At 45.8% G+C, this 23287-nt stretch carries 16 protein-coding genes and 1 other RNA gene; 12 read left to right on the plus strand and 5 right to left on the minus strand.

Features of this window, described 5'->3' with window-relative positions; all coding sequences use genetic code 11:
- Positions 1-77: 77 nt before the first annotated feature.
- From eno to rnr, 3 genes are all read left to right on the plus strand, one after another.
- A complete protein-coding gene (gene eno / locus AC3WU2_RS17655) occupies positions 78-1364 on the plus strand; it encodes a phosphopyruvate hydratase (protein ID WP_492456415.1) in 1287 nt (428 codons plus the stop codon).
- Between the two features lie 218 nt (positions 1365-1582).
- Entirely contained in the window at positions 1583-1822 is a 240-nt protein-coding gene (gene secG, locus AC3WU2_RS17660; RefSeq protein ID WP_018759100.1) for a preprotein translocase subunit SecG, read from the plus strand.
- Positions 1823-1983: 161 nt separating this feature from the next.
- On the plus strand, positions 1984-4698 hold the full coding sequence (rnr, locus tag AC3WU2_RS17665; protein ID WP_492456417.1) for a ribonuclease R: 2715 nt from the start codon (positions 1984-1986) through the stop codon (positions 4696-4698).
- A gap of 79 nt (positions 4699-4777) precedes the next feature.
- On the opposite strand, the gene AC3WU2_RS17670 is transcribed toward rnr, so the two are convergent.
- A complete protein-coding gene (locus AC3WU2_RS17670; RefSeq protein WP_492456419.1) occupies positions 4778-5878 on the minus strand; it encodes a class I SAM-dependent methyltransferase in 1101 nt (366 codons plus the stop codon).
- A gap of 223 nt (positions 5879-6101) precedes the next feature.
- On the opposite strand from AC3WU2_RS17670, the gene smpB reads away from it, so the two are divergent.
- Both smpB and ssrA read left to right on the plus strand, forming a co-directional pair.
- Positions 6102-6581, plus strand: a complete 480-nt coding sequence (smpB, locus tag AC3WU2_RS17675) for an SsrA-binding protein SmpB (protein WP_018759103.1) — start codon at positions 6102-6104, stop codon at positions 6579-6581.
- A gap of 256 nt (positions 6582-6837) precedes the next feature.
- Positions 6838-7201: a transfer-messenger RNA gene (ssrA, locus tag AC3WU2_RS17680) on the plus strand.
- 250 nt (positions 7202-7451) lie between these two features.
- Here ssrA and AC3WU2_RS17685 read toward each other — a convergent pair.
- Both AC3WU2_RS17685 and AC3WU2_RS17690 read right to left on the minus strand, forming a co-directional pair.
- A complete protein-coding gene (locus AC3WU2_RS17685; RefSeq protein ID WP_492456421.1) occupies positions 7452-7847 on the minus strand; it encodes a VOC family protein in 396 nt (131 codons plus the stop codon).
- Positions 7848-8292: 445 nt separating this feature from the next.
- Complete coding sequence (locus tag AC3WU2_RS17690) at positions 8293-9282, minus strand: zinc-binding dehydrogenase (RefSeq protein WP_492456423.1); 990 nt, start codon at positions 9280-9282, stop codon at positions 8293-8295.
- A gap of 129 nt (positions 9283-9411) precedes the next feature.
- On the opposite strand from AC3WU2_RS17690, the gene AC3WU2_RS17695 reads away from it, so the two are divergent.
- The 3 genes from AC3WU2_RS17695 (at position 9412) to AC3WU2_RS17705 (ending at position 13767) form a co-directional block, all read left to right on the plus strand.
- Positions 9412-10269 (plus strand): LysR family transcriptional regulator, encoded by an 858-nt coding sequence (locus AC3WU2_RS17695; protein ID WP_492456425.1) that lies wholly within the window; start codon positions 9412-9414, stop codon positions 10267-10269.
- Between the two features lie 361 nt (positions 10270-10630).
- Complete coding sequence (locus tag AC3WU2_RS17700; protein WP_492456427.1) at positions 10631-13411, plus strand: S-layer homology domain-containing protein; 2781 nt, start codon at positions 10631-10633, stop codon at positions 13409-13411.
- Positions 13412-13632: 221 nt separating this feature from the next.
- A complete protein-coding gene (locus tag AC3WU2_RS17705; RefSeq protein ID WP_492456429.1) occupies positions 13633-13767 on the plus strand; it encodes a hypothetical protein in 135 nt (44 codons plus the stop codon).
- Positions 13768-14101: 334 nt separating this feature from the next.
- On the opposite strand, the gene AC3WU2_RS17710 is transcribed toward AC3WU2_RS17705, so the two are convergent.
- Positions 14102-14746 carry an SGNH/GDSL hydrolase family protein gene (locus tag AC3WU2_RS17710; RefSeq protein ID WP_492456431.1) on the minus strand — a complete coding sequence of 215 codons (645 nt, stop codon included), beginning with the start codon at positions 14744-14746 and terminating at the stop codon, positions 14102-14104.
- A gap of 197 nt (positions 14747-14943) precedes the next feature.
- On the opposite strand from AC3WU2_RS17710, the gene AC3WU2_RS17715 reads away from it, so the two are divergent.
- Together AC3WU2_RS17715 and AC3WU2_RS17720 are read left to right on the plus strand one after the other, a co-directional pair.
- Positions 14944-15846 carry a helix-turn-helix domain-containing protein gene (locus AC3WU2_RS17715; protein WP_492456433.1) on the plus strand — a complete coding sequence of 301 codons (903 nt, stop codon included), beginning with the start codon at positions 14944-14946 and terminating at the stop codon, positions 15844-15846.
- Between the two features lie 776 nt (positions 15847-16622).
- On the plus strand, positions 16623-17414 hold the full coding sequence (locus AC3WU2_RS17720) for a sensor domain-containing protein (RefSeq protein WP_492456435.1): 792 nt from the start codon (positions 16623-16625) through the stop codon (positions 17412-17414).
- Between the two features lie 466 nt (positions 17415-17880).
- On the opposite strand, the gene AC3WU2_RS17725 is transcribed toward AC3WU2_RS17720, so the two are convergent.
- Positions 17881-18510 (minus strand): HD domain-containing protein, encoded by a 630-nt coding sequence (locus tag AC3WU2_RS17725; RefSeq protein WP_492456437.1) that lies wholly within the window; start codon positions 18508-18510, stop codon positions 17881-17883.
- A 189-nt stretch (positions 18511-18699) separates the two neighbouring features.
- Between AC3WU2_RS17725 and AC3WU2_RS17730 the strand changes: the two genes are divergently transcribed.
- On the plus strand, positions 18700-19749 hold the full coding sequence (locus AC3WU2_RS17730) for a YybI family spore inner coat protein (protein WP_492456439.1): 1050 nt from the start codon (positions 18700-18702) through the stop codon (positions 19747-19749).
- 433 nt (positions 19750-20182) lie between these two features.
- A complete protein-coding gene (locus AC3WU2_RS17735; protein ID WP_492456441.1) occupies positions 20183-22963 on the plus strand; it encodes a glycoside hydrolase family 3 C-terminal domain-containing protein in 2781 nt (926 codons plus the stop codon).
- Positions 22964-23287 lie beyond the last annotated feature (324 nt).

Genomic DNA, 23287 nt, shown 5'->3' on the forward strand with positions numbered 1-23287 from the left:
GTCGAATTAGCGGCAGAGCTAATCTTCGTGATCAAAAGGCTGATTATTAACAACATCTAAAAGGAGTGTAATTTAACATGACAATTATTTCTGACGTATACGCACGCGAAGTCTTGGACTCCCGCGGTAACCCAACGGTTGAAGTAGAAGTTTATCTTGAATCCGGCGCTAAAGGACGCGCAATCGTACCTTCAGGTGCTTCCACAGGTGCTCACGAAGCGGTTGAGCTTCGCGATGGAGACAAATCCCGTTACATGGGTAAAGGTGTTCTTAAAGCTGTTGAGAACGTAAACGAAACAATCGCTCCAGAAATCATCGGTATGGACGCACTTGACCAAGTAGGTATCGACAAAGCGATGATCCAATTGGATGGAACGCCGAACAAAGGTAAATTGGGTGCGAACGCAATCCTAGCGGTATCCATGGCTGTAGCTCGCGCAGCAGCAGAAGCTTTGGACATTCCTCTTTATGTATACCTTGGTGGATTCAATGCAAAAACTCTTCCAGTACCAATGATGAACATCATCAATGGTGGTGAGCATGCAGACAACAACATCGACGTGCAAGAGTTCATGGTTCTCCCTGTAGGCGCTCCTAGCTTCAAAGAAGCTCTTCGCACAGGTGCAGAAATCTTCCACAACTTGAAAGCTGTATTGCAAGCAAAAGGCCTTAACACAGCTGTAGGTGACGAGGGTGGTTTCGCGCCGAACTTGTCTTCCAACGAAGAAGCAATCACGACAATCATCGAAGCGATCGAAAAAGCTGGTTACAAACCAGGCGTAGACGTATTCCTTGGTATGGACGTAGCTTCCACGGAGTTCTACAAAGATGGTAAATACACACTTGCAGGTGAAGGTAAATCCTACACATCCGCTGAGTATGTTGACCTTCTTGCTTCATGGGTTGAGAAGTACCCAATCATCACCATCGAAGACGGTATGTCCGAAGACGATTGGGAAGGTTGGAAATTGCTTACTGAGAAATTGGGCAACAAAGTTCAATTGGTTGGTGACGACTTGTTCGTTACGAACACAGAGCGTCTTGGCATGGGTATCGAAAAAGGAATCGGTAACTCCATCTTGGTAAAAGTGAACCAAATCGGTACACTTACTGAAACTTTCGATGCAATCGAAATGGCTAAACGTGCTGGTTACACAGCAGTTATCTCCCACCGTTCCGGTGAATCCGAAGATAGCACAATCGCAGACATCGCTGTTGCGACAAACGCTGGTCAAATTAAAACAGGTGCTCCTTCCCGTACAGACCGTGTTGCAAAATACAACCAATTGCTTCGCATCGAAGACGAATTGGCTGATTTGGCTCAATACGGCGGTTTGAAAGCATTCTACAACTTGAAAAAATAATTGATCTTCTATCAAAAGGGTTAGCCAGGTGACTGGTTAGCCCTTTTTGTATGCAGAATTGGCTTGTAATGGCTCCATACAGGCAATGATTGGGATTGACCTTGTAATTCGAATGTGTTAATGATACAATAAGAATACTGTTCTTTAATGATGTAACCTAACGTTTTACACATAACTTATCATTTTGATGTGAAGCTATTCTTACAGGAGGTGGAACTATGGAAACTTTGTTCACAATTTTACTCGTCATTTTTTCGTTAGGCTTGATTGCTGTCGTTCTTCTACAGAAAGGGAAGAGCGCGGGGCTATCGGGTGCCATCTCCGGTGGAGCGGAACATCTTTTTGGTAAACAAAAAGCACGCGGCTTGGATTTGTTCTTGCAGCGTTTGACGGTCGGACTTGCAGTAGGGTTTTTCGTTCTTGCAATGGTCGTTGCTTATTTGGTTAAAGCATCTTAATTGAAGATGAGAACAAGCGGGAGATGATTTCTCCTGCTTTTTTTATTTTATACAGGTATAAGGTTCTTTTTTAGGATTACGGATGTCTAAGCGACATTTCGTGTATACTGAGTATATATACATAGCAACACGAATCGATGGGATTGATTTGAGGTGATTTCTTGTTAACTGAACAAGATGTATTAGATTTTATGCAAGAGACGGCATATAAGCCGATGACGTATCAGGAGATGGAGCAGCATTTTGGAATTGAGGATGCGCAGGAATTCAAGGCATTTCTGAAGCTGCTGATCCAGATGGAGCAGGAAGGGAAGATCATTCGCACGCGTTCTGAACGGTACGGCATTCCGGAGCGAATGAATCTCCTGCGCGGCCGGTTACAGGCCCATGCGAAGGGATTCGCATTCCTTATTCCAGATGATAGAGAACATCCGGATGTGTACATTCACGCGAACGATTTGAAGAGTGCGATGAATGGAGATATCGTCCTTGTACGTGTAACAACGAAGGGTGCGGCCGGTGGGAAATTAGAAGGTGAAGTCGCGCGTATCGTCAGTCGTGCGGTAACGCAAGTCGTGGGTACATTCCAGAATCATGAGACGTATGGGTTTGTCATCCCGGATGACAAGCGGATTAATCGTGATATTTTCATACCGAAAGATGCATTCCAAGGTGCAGTGACGGGTCAGAAGGTTGTTGCGAAGATTGTTAATTACCCGGAAGGCCGTGCGGCAGCGGAAGGGGAAGTTGTGGAGGTTCTGGGCCATAAAGATGACCCAGGCGTCGATATTCTCTCGATTATTCGCAAGCATCAGTTGCCTGAAGCGTTCCCTGAAGAAGTCATGGAAGAGGCAGCTTCAGCACCGGATTCGATTACAGAGGAAGAGATTGTTGAGCAAGGTCGACGGGATCTTCGGGATAAGCGCATTGTGACGATTGACGGAGAAGATGCGAAGGATTTGGACGATGCGGTGAATGTGGAACGTCTTCCTAACGGGAATTACAAGCTTGGTGTTCATATCGCTGACGTGGGTTATTATGTCCCAGAACGATCGAAGCTGGATCAAGAAGCTTATGCGCGTGGATGCAGTGTGTATTTGGTGGATCGGGTTATTCCGATGCTGCCGCATCGTCTGTCGAACGGGATCTGCAGTTTGAATCCGCAGGTGGACCGCTTAACGCTATCCTGTGAGATGGAATTCGATGAGCACATGAAAGTTGTGAACCATGATATATTCACGAGTGTGATCAAGACGAAAGAACGGATGACGTATACGAATGTACGTAAAATTCTAACGGAACCCGAAGAACATCCGGAGCTCATGGAACGCTATCAGGACTTGGTGCCGGACTTCCAGCTGATGCGTGAATTAGCTGAGCGGCTGCGGAAGCACCGGATGCGTCGCGGCGCGATTGATTTTGATTTCCAAGAGTCAAAGGTCATTGTCGATGAGAATGGCAAACCGACTGATATTATCAAAAGAGAGCGCTCGATCGCCGAGATGATCATTGAAGAGTTCATGCTCGCGGCGAATGAGACGGTGGCTGAGCATTTTCACTGGTTGCGTGTTCCATTCCTGTACCGAATCCATGAAGACCCAGATTCTGAGAAGCTGATGACATTCATGCAATTCGCAGCGAATTTCGGTTATGCGGTACGGGGGAAAGGCAATTCCGTGCATCCTCGGGCACTTCAGACATTACTCGAACAGATTCAAGGGACGAAGGAGCAGACCGTCATCAGCACGATGATGCTGCGATCGATGAAGCAGGCGAAATATGATTCGGAAAGCTTAGGTCATTTTGGCTTGGCTGCTGAATTCTACTCGCATTTCACTTCACCGATTCGCCGTTATCCAGATTTGGTGATCCATCGTATTATCCGCGAGGTAGCAGAGAATGGCGGAGCGCTTACGGAACAGCGTCATGAATACCTGGCTTCTCGGATGAAGGAAATTGCACAGCAATCTTCGGAGCGTGAACGCGTGGCTGTGGATGCTGAACGTGATACAGAGCAGCTCAAGAAAGCGGAATTCATGCTCGATAAGGTCGGCGAAGAATTCGAAGGCATGGTCAGCAGCGTGACGAGCTTCGGGATTTTCGTGGAGCTTGATAACACGGTGGAAGGTTTGATTCGTCTAAGTGATATGACGGATGACTACTACCATTTCCATGAGCAGCATATGGCACTGATCGGTGAACGTACATCGAAGGTGTACCGGATTGGCGATGAAGTGAAGATTCGCGTTGCACGTGTGAATATGGACGATCATACGATTGATTTTGAGATGCTGGATACGAAGTCCCGAGGAGGCCAACTGAATCTGATTGGCGGAGGCTTTGGCGATCGCGGTGGACGCGGCGGCAAGGGCAAGAGCAAAGGGTTCGGTCAAGGCGGCTTTGGATCACGCGGTAAAGGCGATCGTGGCGGTAAACCCGGCAGCGGCAAATCAGAGCGATCCGGAGCAGGGAAACCGAGTTCGGATGCATCTCGCAGCGGCGCGGCAGGAACCAGCAGAGGTGGGAAATCTAGCCCGTTCAAACCAGATAGTCCGGGGAAAAAGGGTGGAAAGTTCGGCAAGTTCGAGTCGCGGGATCGTACACGTGGAGACCGTGGTGAATCGAAGAACCCATCATCGGAGCAAGGCAAAAAATTTGGCTTTGGTTCAGGTAAAGGCGGTTATGGTGCGCCGACACCATCGGAGCCCGGGTTAGAACCAAGCAGTACCGGATTTGGCCTTGGTGAAGGTCGGAGTAAACCGGGCAAGAATACGTCAGAGAGCGGTATTTTTGTAGGTGAAGGCCAGGGCGCATCGAAGCGACGCGGAAAGCCGAAGAACGGTACGGCTTCGTTCGTTCGGAAGAAGCGGAAATAAGAGGCAACATAAACAAGGAGTCTGCGGATCGCGCAGGCTCCTTTTGGTTTTTCGGATCGTAATATCGCAGGCGATGGGGCTAGCGCGCTTTGGCGACGATGCCGTTATGCACTTTGATGGTGCCGTGTCTCAGGATGTCAAAGCCGTTCTCGTACACATAGAGACCCATCTGACGGATGTCCATGAGTTCGCGGTACGTATGGTTCATGATATCTTCCATGACGGTGTAGAAGAGACGCGTCTTGAGATGTTTCTTCGGTGTCGTCAGAATGGCGTATCCACCAGGTTTTAGGAACTTGTGATGCCAATTCATAACTTCAGGCTTATGCTCATCTGAGAAATGCTCGAGCAGTCCGACACTAATGACGATATCGAATTCCGGACCGAAGGTGAGGTTGCGTATATCATCAACGATATAATGGAGATTCATTTGGTCCTTGTACCATACCTTGGGATGTCTCGTGGAAGGGTGAGATCCTAGGAAGGGATAGGATTCCGGGAATTGCCCGAATCGATCGGTACGGCAGAATTCGTCATAGTCGACGAGAACCACTTCTCCGCCAGGATACATGGAATACAGCTGCATGGCTTCGTATCCTTCCGCAGCTCCTAGAAAAAGAATACGTGGCCGTGTGACATCGAGTCCGTGGAATAGCGCTCTTTTGCCGCGAGGGTCCCACACGCCGTCGGTGACACGATGTGCGATATTCCAGACGCTAAGCTGGGCGAGATCACTGAGGGCTGTTCGGACTTCGCTAGGATGGAAGCGGCTGAGTGATTTCCATAAGGATGCCTTCGTAGCTTGCAGCTCCTTCGGGACATCTTTTTCGAATAGGGTATGAAAAGACTGGTTGAAGAGCTGCCAGGAGGTACGAATCGGCATCGTCTGTTCATGCTGCTGTTCCCAATCTCGACGGGCTTCCGACATGTTCTTCACTTGGAAAGGGCGGCCGATGTCCTTCCAACGGAGTTGGGACCAGTCGTAGACGGCCTTGGCATTGATAAATCGATCGAGGTGGACATTGTCGGGGTTACGAAGATCTATCCGGAAATTGGCGAGCTTGTGCGTCGTATTGAAGTCTGATTCGCTGTAAGGGTAGTGCGGCATTTGTGCTTCATGAAGTGAGTCGCTAGGAGCAGGAGATTGCACAGTGATCTGGGGTTCATGCTTCTCTTGCATGCGTTGTTCCTCCTTCGTTCATGGCTATTACCGTATCATATGAATCGTAGCTTCTAACCAACCATCTGACAAGACGGTTCGATGTAAATATTTTTCTGAATAGAGTAGGTTCACTTGCATTAGCGGCTCTGAGCGTGCCTTTCTCCTTGATTTGACGCTGCGGGGTTGCTACAATAGAGGTCTATAGCATCGGGCGGATGGACGCTCGAAAGGAGTGATTATCATGGGTAAAAAGAGTGATGGCAAATTGCTCGCCCAGAATAAGAAGGCATCCCATGATTATTTTATTGAAGATACGTATGAAGCGGGTCTGGTGCTGACCGGGACGGAGATCAAATCCTTACGTACAGGAAGAGCGAACATCGGTGATGCGTTTGCGACGATTCGTAACGGGGAAATCTTCATCCACAATATGCATATTAGTCCGTTCGAACAAGGGAATCGGTTCAATCCGACAGATCCTACGCGTACACGTAAGCTGCTATTGCACCGTGTTCAGATTCATAAGCTGTTGGGACAGACGAAGACCGAAGGGTATACGATTGTTCCTCTGAAGATCTACGTTCGCAATGGTTATGCCAAATTGCTGATTGGCTTAGGTCGAGGGAAGAAACAATACGACAAACGTGAATCTGCGGCGAAGCGGGATGCACAACGCGATATTCAGCGTATTCTGCGTGAGAAGCAGAAAGTGGCTAGATAATCTTGCCTTGGATAAACCTAGTGAGATGATGAACATTTTGGTGTTCCTTTACTTTTGAGGGTCCAAGGCCGTATAATGAGAATGTAATCGTGAGTGACCGACATGGATATTCACGATAACTATCTACCATGCTCGATTGAAGTCGGTGGACTTCAGAATTATCACTGGTCCAGATCGAATATTAGTTGGTTCGATCGGCGCATTCCCTTTATAGAAACAGTGGTCCTTACGAGGACGCAGACGTTTCTACATTCATGGGGGCGTTCTTGGATTCGACGGGGGTAGTTCGGGCATGAGTAGCGGGTAGTGGGGACGCGACCGCTTCATCAACGCTAAAGCCTATTAAACGGCAAACAACAAAACAACTTCGCATTAGCAGCTTAATAACCTGTTAGCGAGCTTCGCCTCTGCATCGCCCATGTGCCGAGACCGGGGCCCAACTTTAGTGGGATACGCTGTCACATCTCCGCCTGGGGTGTGCTGAAGAAGACAATCAGGCTGACCCAAAGTATAGCCGGTTACGGGGCGATACTCGGGTGACATCAAAACTGTAACTACACCCGTAGAAGCTTATGTTGCGTTATCTTCGGACAGGGGTTCGATTCCCCTCGCCTCCACCAACATGAAAAAGGACACCTCAGAGGTGTCCTTTTTGCATTGTGTGGAGTCTCGAGGGGTCGAACCCTGGGTTCAGTCCGCGCGGACTGGAGCGAAGTGGAAAGAGCACGGCGTTTATATCCAACCGCTAATATCGTCGGCGGAGGATAAGCATCGTGAGCAAGTAAGATGGAGATATGAACATTCCCTTCGCCTCCATCATGAAAAGCCCGACCTCACGCGGTCGGGCTTTTGTCTATGCAATGAAAAATATTATTTTGCGTTTTTATCTGGCTGATGGATGCCAAATACATTTCCTTCAGTGTCAATGTAATACCCTTGCCAAGCCATTCCAGGGAGTGCGTACTTTGGTAATGCGACCTTGCCTCCAAGACTAACAATTTTTTCTTCAGTAGAATCGTAGTCCCCCACTCCAATTGTACATGCATAACCATTCATAGCCTGACCTGGTTCTGGAGAGGCCCCTTGACGTTGCATCAAAGCCCCGTTGATTCCAAGTTCATTTTCATTGCCCGTAACAGCGCCAAAATAGGGCATTCCAGCATAAGTGCTCCAATCCTCAAATGTCCATCCAAATACCTCTCCATAAAACTTCTTGGCACGCACCATGTCATCTACATGAATCTCGAAATGAACTATTCTGCCCATGATTTCCTCCTATGTTTTGACTTCCTTATCTCTTTCTTTTATTATGTTCTCCTTTCCTACTTGATTTATAAAAAAATATTGTAAATTTTTCATGTTTAGCAGCAGCCTAGGTGACATCAAAACTGTAACTACACCCGTAGAAGCTTATGTTGCGTTATCTTCGGACAGGGGTTCAGTCCGCGCGGACTGGAGTGAAGCGAAGGGAGCACGGCGTTTATATCCCACCTTTAATATCGTCGACGGAGGGTAGACATCGTGAGCAAGTAAGATGGAGATATGAACATTCCCCTCGCCTCCACCCAATAAATCCACAACCTCTAGCGGTTGTGGATTTATGCTGTTTGTCGAGGAACGAAGAGCAAGCTGGCCCCGACGAATGTGGAGATGCAGGCCGTGACTTTTATGGGTCCATTTCCATCAGAGGCCTATCCGTATTGCATGTGTCTCAATCTATTCTTATTCCAATATTCCCAGATTGCTCTCCCTGTTGCATTCGCTGAAAGGCTTGAAGGGTGTCTTGTAAAGGATAGACACGATCAATGATAGGGCGTATCGAGTGGCGTTCCATAAATTGAAGCATCGCAATGAACTCTTCACTGCTTCCCATGGAGGTGCCGATGATACTGATTTGGGGGTAAAATATGGATCGAGCTGCTAATTCTATTCGATCTCCTGAGCTTGCGCCGAATGTTACGATACGGCCATTCGGCTTAATGACATCGAAGTAGTGTTGGAACGTCGCTGGCCCGATACTGTCCAGAATGAGATCCACTGTTTCTCCTTTCATACTTTCCTTCCAATCGCTATGACTGTCAAAGGCATGATCTGCTCCATGTGCAAGAGCAGCTTGCCTCTTTGTTTCACTGCGTGATGTGACACTGACTCGTGCACCCGCCGCTGAAGCCATAAGCATGGCATAGGTCGCCACACCGCCACCAATACCCGGAATAAGGATATGTTCGCCTTGCTGTAAGCGACCTCTCGTGAACAAAGCCCGATAGGCCGTCAAGGCAGACAAGGGCAACACGCCAGCTTCTTCCCAAGACAAGTAACCTGGTTTGCTGACGGCATTTTGCGCAGGGATGATGATAGACTCGGCGAATGTACCATCCGAAGGACCGCCCACGATGGCTGGAAGGGTCGGGACATCGTGGGTAATTTCCCATCCGATACACGGATTAATGATTACATCGGTACCTACTGTAAGGTTTGTTACGCCTTCACCTACCGCTTCAATTCTACCCGCGCCGTCAGAACCCATAATCAGGGGAGCATCCTTATTTGTTCGATCGGCCATGAGAAATAAGTCTCGATGATTCAACCCTGCAGTTTTCAGCCTCACTTTTACTTCGCCGAAGCCCGGTTGTTTGTCACTAACGTCTTCATATGTCAAGCCCTTCAAGCCGTTCATCCCAGCATGTATGATTGCTTTCATCCTAACTCCTCCAGTAAGTCGTATTTCGATGAATCTATTGTGAATTGTACAGAGTGGGAATCATACAGTAAAATGAACAAAACCGAATGTGAGTATCATAAATGATCATACCAAGCAGGTGACATAGAAATGGAAAGTGGAGATTTAAGAATATTTCAAGCTGTAGCTCGAGAGGGGAGCATAACCAAGGCTGCGCAAATGTTGAACTATGTACAGTCTAATGTGACGAACCGAATTCAGTATCTTGAGGCGCAGTTGAAAACACCTCTTTTTCGGCGATCCAATCGAGGGATGACGCTAACCCCGGCTGGCGAGAATTTACTGGGATATGCGGATAAAATACTGATTCTGATAGACGAGGCAGTGAAATCTACACAATACTCGGACCATCCATCAGGGCCTCTTCGGATAGGTTCCATTGAAGCGACTGCGGTCATTCATCTGACGCCTCTATTGGCCGAATATCAATCTCAATATCCGGATGTTCATGTCTCGCTCATGACGGGTGTGACACATACTCTCTTACAAAAGGTGTTGGATTACGAGCTTGACGGGGCTTTTGTCTATGGACCCATTGACCATCCAGATATAGAACATATCGAGGCTTTTGAAGAGGAGTTGGTACTGATCTCGGAGCCGGGAAAAAGCGACATGCATGAGTTGCTTTCGAAGCCGATGTTGTTTTTCGATGTAGGATGTACGCATCGGGCAAAAGCGGAGAGTTTTCTGAGAGGAACTGGCCTGACTACATATCAAATTATGGAATTTGGCACATTAGCCGTTATTCTAGATGGGGTTTCCACGGGGCTCGGTGTGTCTATGCTACCACGATCATCGATTGCCAAGGCGGAAGAGAAGGGCATGATTGCTTCCCACCGCTTGCCTGAAGAGTACCGAGATTTGCAGGTATGGTTTGTGCATAGACAAGACTCAATTTACTCAAGTGCGTTGACAAAGCTAATACAATTCGTTGAAGCTAAGCAATAATAGTTAACCCGCAAAATCGATAGTGTCGAATGTTAGTGCTAGACCATATCATCAAGTAATCTAAGTAACACGCGGCGGCGAATTGTGGATTTGCTCATCCGTGGTTCGCCTCCACCATGAAAAGCCCGACCTCACGCGGTCGGGCTTTTGATTTGCTCGGAATTGTAGACGGATTGTAGACATCAGAGAAATTGAAGTCTATTTTTTGATTATCCTGTAGACGAAAAGTCTACAAGTTATAGAAGGTTGTGCTCCCAAGCGATATTTTTACAAATTACTGCAACTCTTTAACATGTAAATTTACAGTTCATCTATATACTTAAATCGATATCATAATGTATTCGAAGGGGATTATAACTACATGAACAGCAAGCTGAAGTCTTTAATTTGTACCTCATTCGCCTTTTTCATGTTCGCACAGAGTATGGCGACGGTGTCTGCAACAGAGAACACACCTTCCACCAATTCAACAGGAAGATGGATGTCTGGTGAGTACCATACCCACACCATACAATCGGCAGATGCATCCGAATCTTTTATGAAATTGGAAAATGTACTCGACGCTGCGTTTCGAGAGGATCTTGACAATAAGCCTGTAGAAACAGTCACATCACTGACGTACGGCAATCCCTTTGATTTCATCGTACTATCTGATCATCTGCGCAATTCACCGCGAGATCCAGATGGTAACAGTAAGCCTACTGCACGTTGGGAAGCGATTAAAGAACAGCAGGACAAGCTTGCAGCGCTCCAATCTACTGGAAAATACGCAGGTAAATTCATTTATTCTGGCTTCGAATGGGACATGATGGGTTTGGATCATGGTTCTGTTGGTATTATTGATTCCAAAAGTAATGAAGTACCCATCGATGCTATTCATCAATTCGAATGGTTGTACAGCTACGATACAACTCCAGGTATGTTTCATTCAAATGAGGATGCTCTTTGGGGACCGAGACTTGATAAGAATACGTTGAAACTCGATAAAAATAAAACATTTGAAGCCATTGAATGGCTGAAAACGAATTACCCGGAGAGTTATGTATTGCTTAACCATCCATCTAGACATAACGGCAGCAGTACGGGTGTTGTCACTATCGAAGACATTCGTAAGATGAATGATATTGCTCCTGAAATTGTGTTTGGCATGGAAGGGTTGCCGGGTAACCAAATGGCAGCCGGTGGGAATAGATCGGAATTAGTTGACGTATACGGCGGAGCTGATGTCATGGTCGCAAAGGTCGGCGGAATGTGGGATGCCATGCTTGGTGAAGGTCGCCACTTCTGGAACTTCACAAATTCCGACTTTCATTTTAAGGTGAGCAGCAATCGGGGTTATTCAAGCGGTTACTGGCCTAGCGAGTACTCGCGAAACAATACTTGGGTCGAGGGTAATACCTTCAAAGATATTGTTGAGGGTATGCGTTCAGGTAAATCTTATGCGGTTTATGGCGATCTCATCAATGCGCTTGACTTCAAAGCCACTGGAAATGGCGCTCAAGCTGAAATGGGCGAGAACCTACAGGTAACCGAAGGGGATCTTACAACAATCAGCATTCGCTTTAAGAGCCCAGAGCACAACAATTACGCACCAATCAGCCCGCATAATACCTCAGTCACTAATGATACCAAAGTAGATCATGTCGATCTAATCTCTGGGGAAGTGACTGGTAAGCTCGATGAAAGTCAATATGCCAGCAATACAACCAATGCCACGACGAAAGTCATTAAACGCTTTACCCAAGACGATTGGGGACAACCCGATGCCGAAGGCTATTATACTGTCTCTTATAAGGTGCCTGCGGATACAAACCGTTATTATCGTTTGCGCGGTACGAATCTGGGTACAGACGTAGCAGGCTTTACAGCTAGCGGAGAGCCTTTACAAGATCAATCATTTGATAGGGGGAGTGACACGCCGGAGCAGAACGAGGAACGCTTCAATAATATTAATGACCGTAACTATACAGGATTGTGGTTTTATTCCAACCCGATCTTTGTTGATGTCACCGCACTCAGTGATGAGCAGGCAGTAAACGATACGATTACTAGTGTAACTTCAACACTTGGTGATACGAGTGCGATTACCACTAACATTCCCCTTCCTTCTGAAGGATTGCATGGTACACAGATTGAATGGAAGAGCAGTAATACAAATGTCATTCGCATCGACAACAACACCGCGGTTGTTACACGTCCATCCTCTGTCATGGGGGATATGAGTATCACACTAACTGCAACGATCTCTCGCGGGAATCACAGCGTAGATAAACCGTACACCTTTATCGTTAGAGCCAACCCTTCTAACAACTCGTCAGGCAATAGCTCGTCATCAGGCAATACTTCGCCAGGCAACAACTCTAGCAAGCCGAATGCGTCTGTCTCAGGTGGTGGAGGAACAGTTACTGCTGATTCGAATGGCAATATTACAATAACACCTGATAAAGGTTACCAGGTTAAAGATGTTACGATCAATGGGATATCTAAGGGAGCACTCACTCAATTGACAGGTATGAAATCTTCTGATCAAATTGTTGTGACTTTCGAGAAGCTTCCGGAGCAACCTCAGAAGCCAACTGAGCCTGCTAAACCTGTTGTTACTTTTAGTGATGTTTCGAATCACTGGGCGGTTTCATCCATTAACTATGTTGTAGAGCATGGATTGTTCACGGGTACCGCACCAAATACGTTTAGCCCGAACCAAACTATGACTCGTGGTATGCTGGTCACGGTTATGCACCGCTTAGCTGGTAAACCAGAAGTAGGGTCAAGTCACTTCAAAGATGTTACTACGAATGCCTATTACAGTGATGCGGTAGCTTGGGCAAGTCAGAATAACTTTGTCCATGGGGTTGATAGTAGTCACTTTGCTCCAGATCAACCGATTACTCGTGAACAACTTGTACAGATGCTCTTCAATTATGCAAAAGCAAACCAATTGAATGTTAACGCTAGCCAGTCATTAGTCGCTTTCACAGATGCGAAGAAAATCTCAGCTTGGGCAGTTGATGCCATGAAGTGGTCCGTAAGCAACCAGTTACTTTCTGGTAAGGGTAATGGCATGCTGGATCCGACGGGTGCTGTATCACGTGCTGAAGTCGCAGCAATTATTAATCGTTTTATGACTACCTTTAACATGTAATAATAAATACCATTTTCAAATGGACAAAAGTGCACCTTCCAGAAAATTCAATTGGTAAAGCCGACTTGGTTAATCGATGAATTCTAGGGGGTGCACTTTCTTTTTTTTGTAAAATGGGACAACGGTATTGTTGAAGATGAGGGTACATAAATAAGCAACTAAGCGGTTTTTACGGCTTCCTGATACGTGTTCAGAACAAACGCTGTTTCTGTAGCCAGTGCGTGCCGATACTCAATCGGCGCGCGAATGTAGAGTATGTTGAACAACATGTTGTAGCCTATAATGATATTATTACAGGCGATGGTCCTGACAGTGCCAAAGATTTCGGTACAGCATTTGTCAAAGCACTGGGCTAATTCCAAATTTAATTATAAATAACGTTTTGAGAAAAAGTCATCTGGAATATGCATCCGATGGGCTATTACAGAGGAAATGATCACCTTTATGGCTCCGTTTTCAGATAGTTATCAAACGATTGAAAAGTATGGACATGGAACCCTCGGCGGCGAATTGTGGTATTGCATAGCCACGGTTCGCCTCCACCAATATGAAAAAGGACACCTCAGAGGTGTCCTTTTTGCATTGGTGGAGTCTCGAGGGGTCGAACCCTGGGTTCAGTCCGCGCGGAGGGAGCGAAAATTCAATCTGACGATGGGAAGCACCGTTTGAGGCACTAAAAGCGAATAGCGATTACCTTCCGGGGATAAGATATGGGCTCAATCTCGTTGCAATCAGGCGATGCCCCCGATCATTTGGGTGAATGGGCAGAGATCCGCTTAATGCATCTTCAATTTTTCCGTTGCGATATCCATAGATAAGATTGGACTGGTTTCCTTCAAACCACATATGAGCAGGGGCTACCGTGGCATCATAACGACGGGCTGAGTCTTGTATGATACGATTAAATTGGCTGATCGACTCGACTGCTAGAGGGCTGTTCGGAAATGGATTGTACTGCGTACAGCAAATGATTCGGGCACGGCTTCTTTTTTTGATCAGAGTGAGAAGTGAGCCTAAATTTCGACTATAGTTGGTTGCAAGTTGTTTGGCAGGTAAGGGGGATTGACTTCTAAGGGAAGAAATTGCGGCATTCGCTAAATCTACTCCTCCGATCCATATAGAAACCACATCCGATTGATGAATCATTGAGGCGCCTCGCCATAACACTGCATCTAATAAATTTTTGCTGGTCCAACCAGACCGAGCCAGAACATGCCCAGTAACCTTACGGGAGCGTGTGTTTAATGCAGATACTATCAATTGGGGATAAGCATTTACTTTGGAGGAGGCATCTTTCCCAAATGTAATGGAATCCCCAAGAGCTGTATAGATCATAGGCATATCACCAACCTAATGTTCAAATTTGTGCTTGTTTGTGTAGTGCATCATATAGATATAATAGTGTAATCATGTACAAGTTGTGTGGACATTAACAACGAATCCATCAATATGAGCGTTTGGAATACCTGCAACTCAAGTCAAATATGTCTTTATCCTGCTTGGTATGATGGAGTCGAAAGGAGGGAAGCTTCATGTACGAGTGGAACGAAATGGTTCAGCTCATGATCAGTTGGATCGATAATAACCTCACCTCGACTCCTACATTGTTGAAAATGTCCGAGCAACTGGGGTATTCACCTTATTACTGCACTAAGAAGTTTCATTCTCTAACAGGAATGACATTGAGAGATTATATATGGATGAGGCGAATTAGCTGTGCAGCCCTTGACCTGAGGGATACGGATGCCCGTATTCTTGATATTGCTATTAAGTATGGATTTTCCTCACAAGAGGCTTTTACCCGGGCATTCGTGAAAGCTTTTCATGTTACTCCGGCTGTATATCGAAGAGTACCGCGGCCTATTCCGTTGGCTATTCGTGTTGAAGTGTTCTCTCCTTATCATTTCAATGTGAAGGAGAGGGGCAAGATGGTTGAGGTTAATTTGCAAGAAGTAGAAATCAAAATTGAGCGTATACCTGCACACAAGTTTATCGGGATATGGGATATTTCTTCCCAGAATTACGGAGATTTCTGGAACAACGGACACAATTACGATGAGATAAGCGGAACGCTGGATAGCATGTCCCATCTCTGTCTTCCCGGACAGTTGGGACAGACTGCAGGCTGGTTCTATCAGGATGGGCAGAAGGGATATCTCTATGGAATACCAGTGGCCGCCGAATATGACGGAGAGATTCCGGAAGGGATGGAATGCCGTGACATTCCGGAGTCCGATTACTTGGCGTTTTTCTATCCACCCTTTGATTACTTAAGAGCTAATGGAGAGGTCATGAGCATTGTTGAGCAAAAGGCATGGAATTTTGATCCAACTGAGATGGGATTTGTCTGGGATGAAGGAACAAAGTATGATTACCAAAGACATTTCCCGGAGGGGTATGGTTATGCCGTGCTGCGTCCTGTGAAGAAAATATAGCGTTTCAAAAGTTTAGAGAGTTTAATACGGCCATTCCCTCGAGGGTGGCTGTCTTTTTTTTTTTTTTTGCATATTCCTCCTTATAGTCGAAAACCCCATTTGTCGGTGGGGCATCAAAACCGTGACTACACCCGTAGAAGCTTATGTGTCGTTATCTTCGGACAGGGGTGCGACTCCCCTCGCCTCCACCATGTAAATCCACAACCGCATGAGGTTGTGGATATTTGCTTTTCATCTAACTTGTAAATCCAAATTTATTAGAATATCTTTCTAAAAAAACTTGACTCTCACGTATACTGGAGACTATATACTTATTGTTGAGTGGCCATATCGAGCATACAGAAAGACACTCGAGGTGTTTTTGTGTGTTAGAAAAGGAGCTCTATTCTTTGTGTTAAGTAATAAAGATATTGGAATTATGGAATGGACGGTGTGATTTTTTTATATTCGTTCCCATCTTGAATACGTATATGCGAATACCAAATTCCTGACGATGTAGGCGCAGCAATTGTTTGTAGACGTTGTCCATCCCTCGTTGCTGTCAGACTCTACTTCATTGTTGGACCACTTGTAATCTATCTTATCTGTTGCACCAAGAGGATTTGTATAGCTTTCTACGCAAGTGGGTCTAGGCTGTACACAAAATCATCAGGACCAGTCCTAGCCTAAGGTCTAGCTTCAGATACCCCCTAAGACGGTTATGTCAGGCGAATAAGGCGGATATAATGGATTTATAACTCAGAGCGTGACTTATGAAGCCAAGGGAGTGTTTGAATATGAAGGCAATAGAAGCGACAGCAATGGCGCGGGCAGGTAAGGTGCGTTGGGTGCTTTTTAATCCAAAAACCTATGCAACGATCCTCTATTTATTGTTATCCCTCCCATTAGGGATTATCTATTTTACAGTAGCGATAACGGGACTTGCACTATCAATCGGTTTAACTCCAATATTTATCGGAATACCGCTGTTTTTTGGGGTATCTAAGCTGTTGAATGGGATTGTGAATTTTGAACAAAGCATGATTAGACAAATTTTAGGTTTACCTACTCCTCCTGTTTCGTATACCTACAATCGACAGTCTGAAGCTGGGCAGAACTGGTTGATGCGAATGATGAGAGGTTTTGACGGGGCGCTATTCATTCGAAACCTGCTACTCGTATTACTAAGATTTGTTACAGGCATTGTATTCTTTGCTATTATGGTAACGGTGATTTCGCTAGGACTAGGATTGATTGCTCTTCCAGTCGTGCATATCATTTTGATGAATGAAATGCAGCTTGATATTTTAGAAAATAGCTTGTTTAGTTATTTTCATATAGATTGGACCTATAATCAGCAATATCTGTTGTACGTAGGAGTTGGCCTTGTACTTTTTTGGGTCGCGCTTCGCGTCGTGAATGGTCTCATGCAGGTTCAGCGCAGAATTATGTATGTGGATGAGGCATATCAGCAGCCGTCAGTACCCATGGAAGCACAAATACATCCGACGGTTCAGCCGCAATATTATGAGTACCAAGAGGATCAGCCTACTCAAGAGATGATGCAGCCAGCCTATAGAGAGCTTTAGAAGCTCTCAGTCAAAACAATACGAAAACATTACAAAAGCTGGACAAGATCGGGGAGGGCCCCTACTTCGGAGAACGAGAGGATCAATTCAGCACCCTCATTTATGAGTATAAAGGATTCAATTATTCGGACGAAGTCGTTTCCAAGGCTAATCTATTCAGTCTAGTAAAGGGAGTTTTGACGTCTCCGGACTACTCCTTGGCAGATATTTATAAAACGTTTATATCTGGAGCTGACTTCAGCATAAATCAAGCACAGTATCTGAAAGAAGAAATTATTAGAACAAATTTCTTTGAGGCTGTCCCGACAATTCAAGTGCCTGTATTGAATAAGTTGTAGGAGCAGCATCATTTGGATTGCATGATGTGGATATATGAATAAGCCAGCCTTATGAGGCTGGCTTATTTGCGTTGAATTCTCTTCGGTAGGCCATAAAACATGGGGACGAAAGAGGGGCTGGTAGTCAGCTAAGAGGATAACGCCTCATTCGTAATGCCTTCGATGTCAATCGGAGATCGTGTTCCTTCAAGAACCAAATCGGGTAGAATATGCTGCAGGAAATAATCGACGCAATGAAGCTTGATTTCTTTGATTTTGATTAGAGCAGTACGGTACATCACGATAAATTCTTTCTCCGTATTTCCTCGCTGAAGCTCTGCAAAAGCTTCATAGACCTGATCCATTTTATCGGCGACCTCTAGGATGAGCCCTTCCAAGGAATCGTCTTTGCCTTCGCGCAGTTGTCTGCGGAAGATGGGTTTGAATTCATCCGGAATATGCTCCTCAATGAAATGCGCGACCATGCCTTCTTCGACTTGCTGCAGCATCGCTCGAAGCTCCAGGGAATGGTGCTTCACGGGAGTCTTGATATCGCCAATGAAAATTTCCCCGTAATCATGACTGCTCGTGATTTCATATAGCTTCTTCCAATCGACAGTGGCGCCGTTGCTTTCTTCAATATCTGCCAAGGTTTTGGCATATTGAACAACCTTCCAAGAATGCTCGGATACGCTATGCGCCTGAAACTTGAACTTACCCGGGCATCGAATAATTCGCTCTAAATCCGTTAGTGATTGGAAATACGTATGAATCCCCATATGGTGAGTTCCTTTCTTTGATGAATGAAGTGGATGTTGCTTTATGAATAGTATATCTTCCATTTGTTAATGGATGATTAAGTTGAGCAGGGAATTTTTACAAGTCAAACTTTTTGAACCCGCTGTAACGTCAGTACTGTATCAAGAAGAGAACATCTTATCATCCTAAAAAAGAAAGCAGGAATCAACATGAACTTCAAAAAAATCCTTACAAGTACTATGGTTGCATCGCTCGTACTCAGCGGAACCGCTATGGCCGCAAGCAATAATAGCTTTAAGCTGCCAGCCAACATGCACAAGCTGGTGCAAAAACAAGTCGACGTGACTGGTGACAAAAAAGCGGACATCATCACACTTTATGGCCAGAAGGAGAAGGCAAGCGATATATATAATGAGGAATTGCTGCTTGTTATTCAGAATGGGAAGACAAAGAAAACGACCTCTTTTCCGTTGCATGACGGCGGGTATTCTCCTGTACTCCTCGTTCCGGATCTTAACAATGATAAAGTAGCCGATATCATGGTTACTGCAGATGATGGTGGAAACGGCGGTTATAAGACAAGCCATATTTTCGCGTTGAAAAACAACAAGACTGTAGAACTTCCACAGCCAGGGCTTGCCAAAGGTAAGATCGGAGTGGAGGGAAATGCCTTCACTGAGCTAAAACCAATCGCTTTGAACAAAAAAGGTGCTTACGGTTTGCAGGGAGTTGAGCGAGTTGGAACTACCGCTGGGGATACAACAGCTTACGTGACTTCGACCTGGCAATGGAACAAAAGCAGTTGGAAACTGATCGGTAAAAAAATTACAAAGACGAATAACGAATCCAATTCGTCCAAGGACAGTGTGAAAAGCTCGATTTACAAAAATACCGAAGCAAACTTCAGTGTAGAAATACCTTCCTCTTGGAATGGTAACTATAAGGTGCGCGCTGAAAAGTCCGACAGCATGTTCCCTTCGGCCAAGCATGTCGTTTACTTTGACTACACAACGAAGGATCAAAAAGATTCCCAATCGTTAATTACCATCTCTGTCTTCGCACAGAACGATTGGAACAAGCTTTCGGATGATGACAAGAGCCAAATCGGAGGTGTAGTTGCTGAGGCAAACGGTATGGTATATGTCGTTACAACACCTCAATCCAACCCGTTTGACACTCAATCGGCTGACGGCAAGAAGTTTGATCAAATGTTCAAAGATTTAAACCTGAAAAAGGGCTTTGCGATTCTGAAAAAATAGTCTGACGAACGAGCTACACGAAGAGGGGCTGTCCAGGTCATCGAAGATGACAGAGGACAGCCCTTTATGCGCCTAGCAGCGAAGACTGTACATACATAATGTGAATTGTCTCGCGATGCGAACTGAGTTTTAGGTATATTTTCTTGTTGGAAATGATGTTTGCGGCTAGACATGCCGTTCTTGTCCTTATTTGTTCCCAATGTGGTTAATCGAATCGTATCGATTATATTTTGCAAAAATGAAGTGAACGGAATGATAGGAACCCGACCATAAGGTTGGGTTTTTACTTTTAACAAGAATATTTCCGTAAAATCATTGAATTGCAGCGAGATTTACCTTCCATATTTGTCTATAGATTTGTTAATATGATACTAAGACGATTGGAAGTAATCTATAAGTGTTATAAATTAATTAATATCGTGGAGGGAATGTATTGAAAAACCAAAAATTTGGAGTTCCATTAGAAGGCTTCGCTGAATTTAGCAGAAAAGTAGCCGCAGAAGGTGCTGTATTGTTAAAGAATGAAGGGAATTTTTTTCCCGTTCGGCGAAACGTTTCGATTTTTGGCAGAACCCAGGTTAATTATTATCGCAGCGGTACAGGTTCGGGCGGCAGTGTCCATATTACCCATACAACCAATCTGTTAGACGGCCTTCGGAGTAAAGAGAATATCACCGTCAATGAAGAGTTAGCAGCGGTATATGAGAAATGGATTGAACAGAATCCATTCGATAATGGCGGAGGCGGTTGGGCGGCTGAGCCGTGGCACCAGAAGGAGATGCCTCTAACCGACGAGCTGGTGAAGGAAGCAAGAAACAAATCCGACCAGGCGATCATTGTGATCGGACGTACGGCAGGAGAAGATCAAGATAATGCTGATGCCCCGGGAAGTTATCAGTTGACGGCAGAAGAAAAAGCTATGCTGAAGCGGGTGACCACATATTTTGAACAAACGGCTGTTGTACTCAACGTATCGAATATTATTGATATGAGCTGGATGATTGATGCCAGCTACGTGCACCCGATTTCATGCGTGATCTACGCTTGGCATGGCGGCATGGAAGGCGGCAATGCTATTGCAGACGTGCTGGCTGGTGACGTGACACCGAGCGGTAAATTAACGGATACGATTGCATATTCGATCGACGATTATCCTTCAACTCGCAACTACGGCCATGAGCTAAGAAGCGTGTATGAAGAAGATATCTACGTCGGTTACCGTTTTTTCGAAACGTTTCAACCCAATAAGGTCCAGTTTGAATTCGGTTATGGCTTATCTTACACCGTATTTAGCATAACACCTGAGGAAGCTAAGCTGACCGTCAAAGAGGGGAAACAATACATTGAAATCGGCGTAACTGTACAAAATACGGGAGCTGAATTTGCAGGTAAAGAGGTCGTTCAAGTTTATTATGAAGCGCCGCAAGGGAAGTTGGGCCAACCGGCAAGAGTCTTGGCAGCATTCGTAAAGACAAAGGAGCTTCAGCCAGGCGAATCGCAGCGTCTTACCGTGAGTTTCCCTATTCATGCGATGGCTTCTTATGATGACGTCGGAGTGACAGGACATCCTTCCGCCTATGTGTTGGAAGCCGGAACGTATCACCTGTACGTGGGGAATAGTGTCAAGAATGTCGTGGAAATCGACGTTGAAGGACAAAAAGGATACGTCGTGGAGACTCTTCAAGTCGTAGAACAGCTGCAAGAGGCGATGGCGCCAACGGAAAGCTTTACACGAATGAAACCGGGCACTCGGAATGAAGACGGTACCTATGAACTTACCTATGCAGAGGTGTCGACACGCAAGGTTTCGATGGCGGAACGGATCGAGCAGAATCTTCCTAAGACGCTGGAGCAGACGGGAAACCAAGGGTATACGTTAAGAGACGTTTATGACGAGAAAGTGAGCATGGAAGCTTTTATCGCTCAGCTTAGCGATGAGGATCTTGCCGCCATCGTTAGAGGAGAAGGTATGAGCAGTCCGCTCGTCACACCGGGTACGGCTTCAGCCTTCGGGGGTGTAAGTGATCCGTTGCTCCGTTATGGCATTCCGGTTGCCTGTACGGCGGACGGTCCGTCTGGGATTCGGATGGATAGCGGTCAGAAGGCGACGCAAGTAGCCATTGGAACCTTGCTTGCTGCAACATGGAACACCGAATTGGTCGAAGAACTTTACGTCATGGAAGGCCAAGAATTATTAAGCAATAACATCGACGCTTTGCTTGGACCGGGATTAAATATTCGGCGCAGTCCGCTGAATGGGCGTAATTTTGAGTATTTCTCGGAAGATCCGCTCGTTTCCGGGATGTTCGCTGCAGCGTGCACGCGCGGTATTATGAAAGGCGGCTCGAATGGCACGTTGAAGCATTTCGCTTGTAATAACCAGGAGAAGCACCGCAGCAAGGTAAATGCCGTTGTATCTGAACGCGCCCTTCGGGAGATTTATCTGAGAGGATTTGAAATCGCGGTCAAACAGGGCGGTGCAAATTCGATCATGACCTCCTACAATCCCATTAACGGGCATTGGGCGGCGTCGAATTATGATATGAACACCACGATTCTGCGTGGGGAATGGGGCTTCAAAGGCATCGTGATGACGGATTGGTGGGCCATCATGAATGATGTTGTTCATGGAGGGCCTGCGGATCGGAAACTTACGAATATGATGGTCCGTGCACAAAACGATCTGTATATGGTTGTGGGTAACTACGGCGCGGAGACGAATATTTGGGGAGACAATACGATTGAATCCTTGGCTAACGGCTCCTTAACCCGCGGTGAGCTGCAGCGCTGTGCTACGAATATTTGTGAGTTCTTGATGCAAGCACCGGTGTTCTCCAGAGCGCAAGTGATTGAAGAAACAATCCTAGCTTTTAAAGCGAATCCAACGCTTTCGTCGGAACAAGTGCAAGCATTATCCCACAATGCACAGGTTACAGTTTCTGCGACAGGGTCCACCTTGATGAAGGTTGAACAGGCTGGGGTATATCGGATCTTTGCTCATGTCATGTCACCGGATAACGAGTTGGCTCAGAGCGCATGTAACGTAACCTTGAACGATCAGACGGTGACGACGATTCAAACCAACGGTACAGAAGGCAGTTGGATCCAGTTGAAGCTGCTGAAAATCGAACTGGAAACAGGCGTATATGAACTGAAGTTTGATTTTGTCAAACCAGGCATGCAGATTGATTGGATCGAGTTTAAGCAAGTGTAATTGGAAAATGGGACAAAAACCCGACCGGATTGAGGTCGGGTTTTCATCTTAATTGTATGGGAAAGTGCTACCTGTTTATTACACCCATAGCAGCAAGTGTCATGATCTGCCCCACTATGTAAATCCGCAACCTCTTACGGCTGTGGTTTTATATGAGATGTCACGATTACGCGAAACTCTCGGTCTATCATGCCGGGAGTTTTTTGTTGGACAGTTAAGAGAGAAAAGGTAGGACCTAAGGAGGTAAGCGCTATCTTTATACCTATAAAAACGCGACATGAGGGCCTTCATGTCAACAAGTGTATACCCAATGTCATAAATTAT

Source organism: Paenibacillus sp. EB106-05-06-XG162 (genome assembly GCF_058791655.1).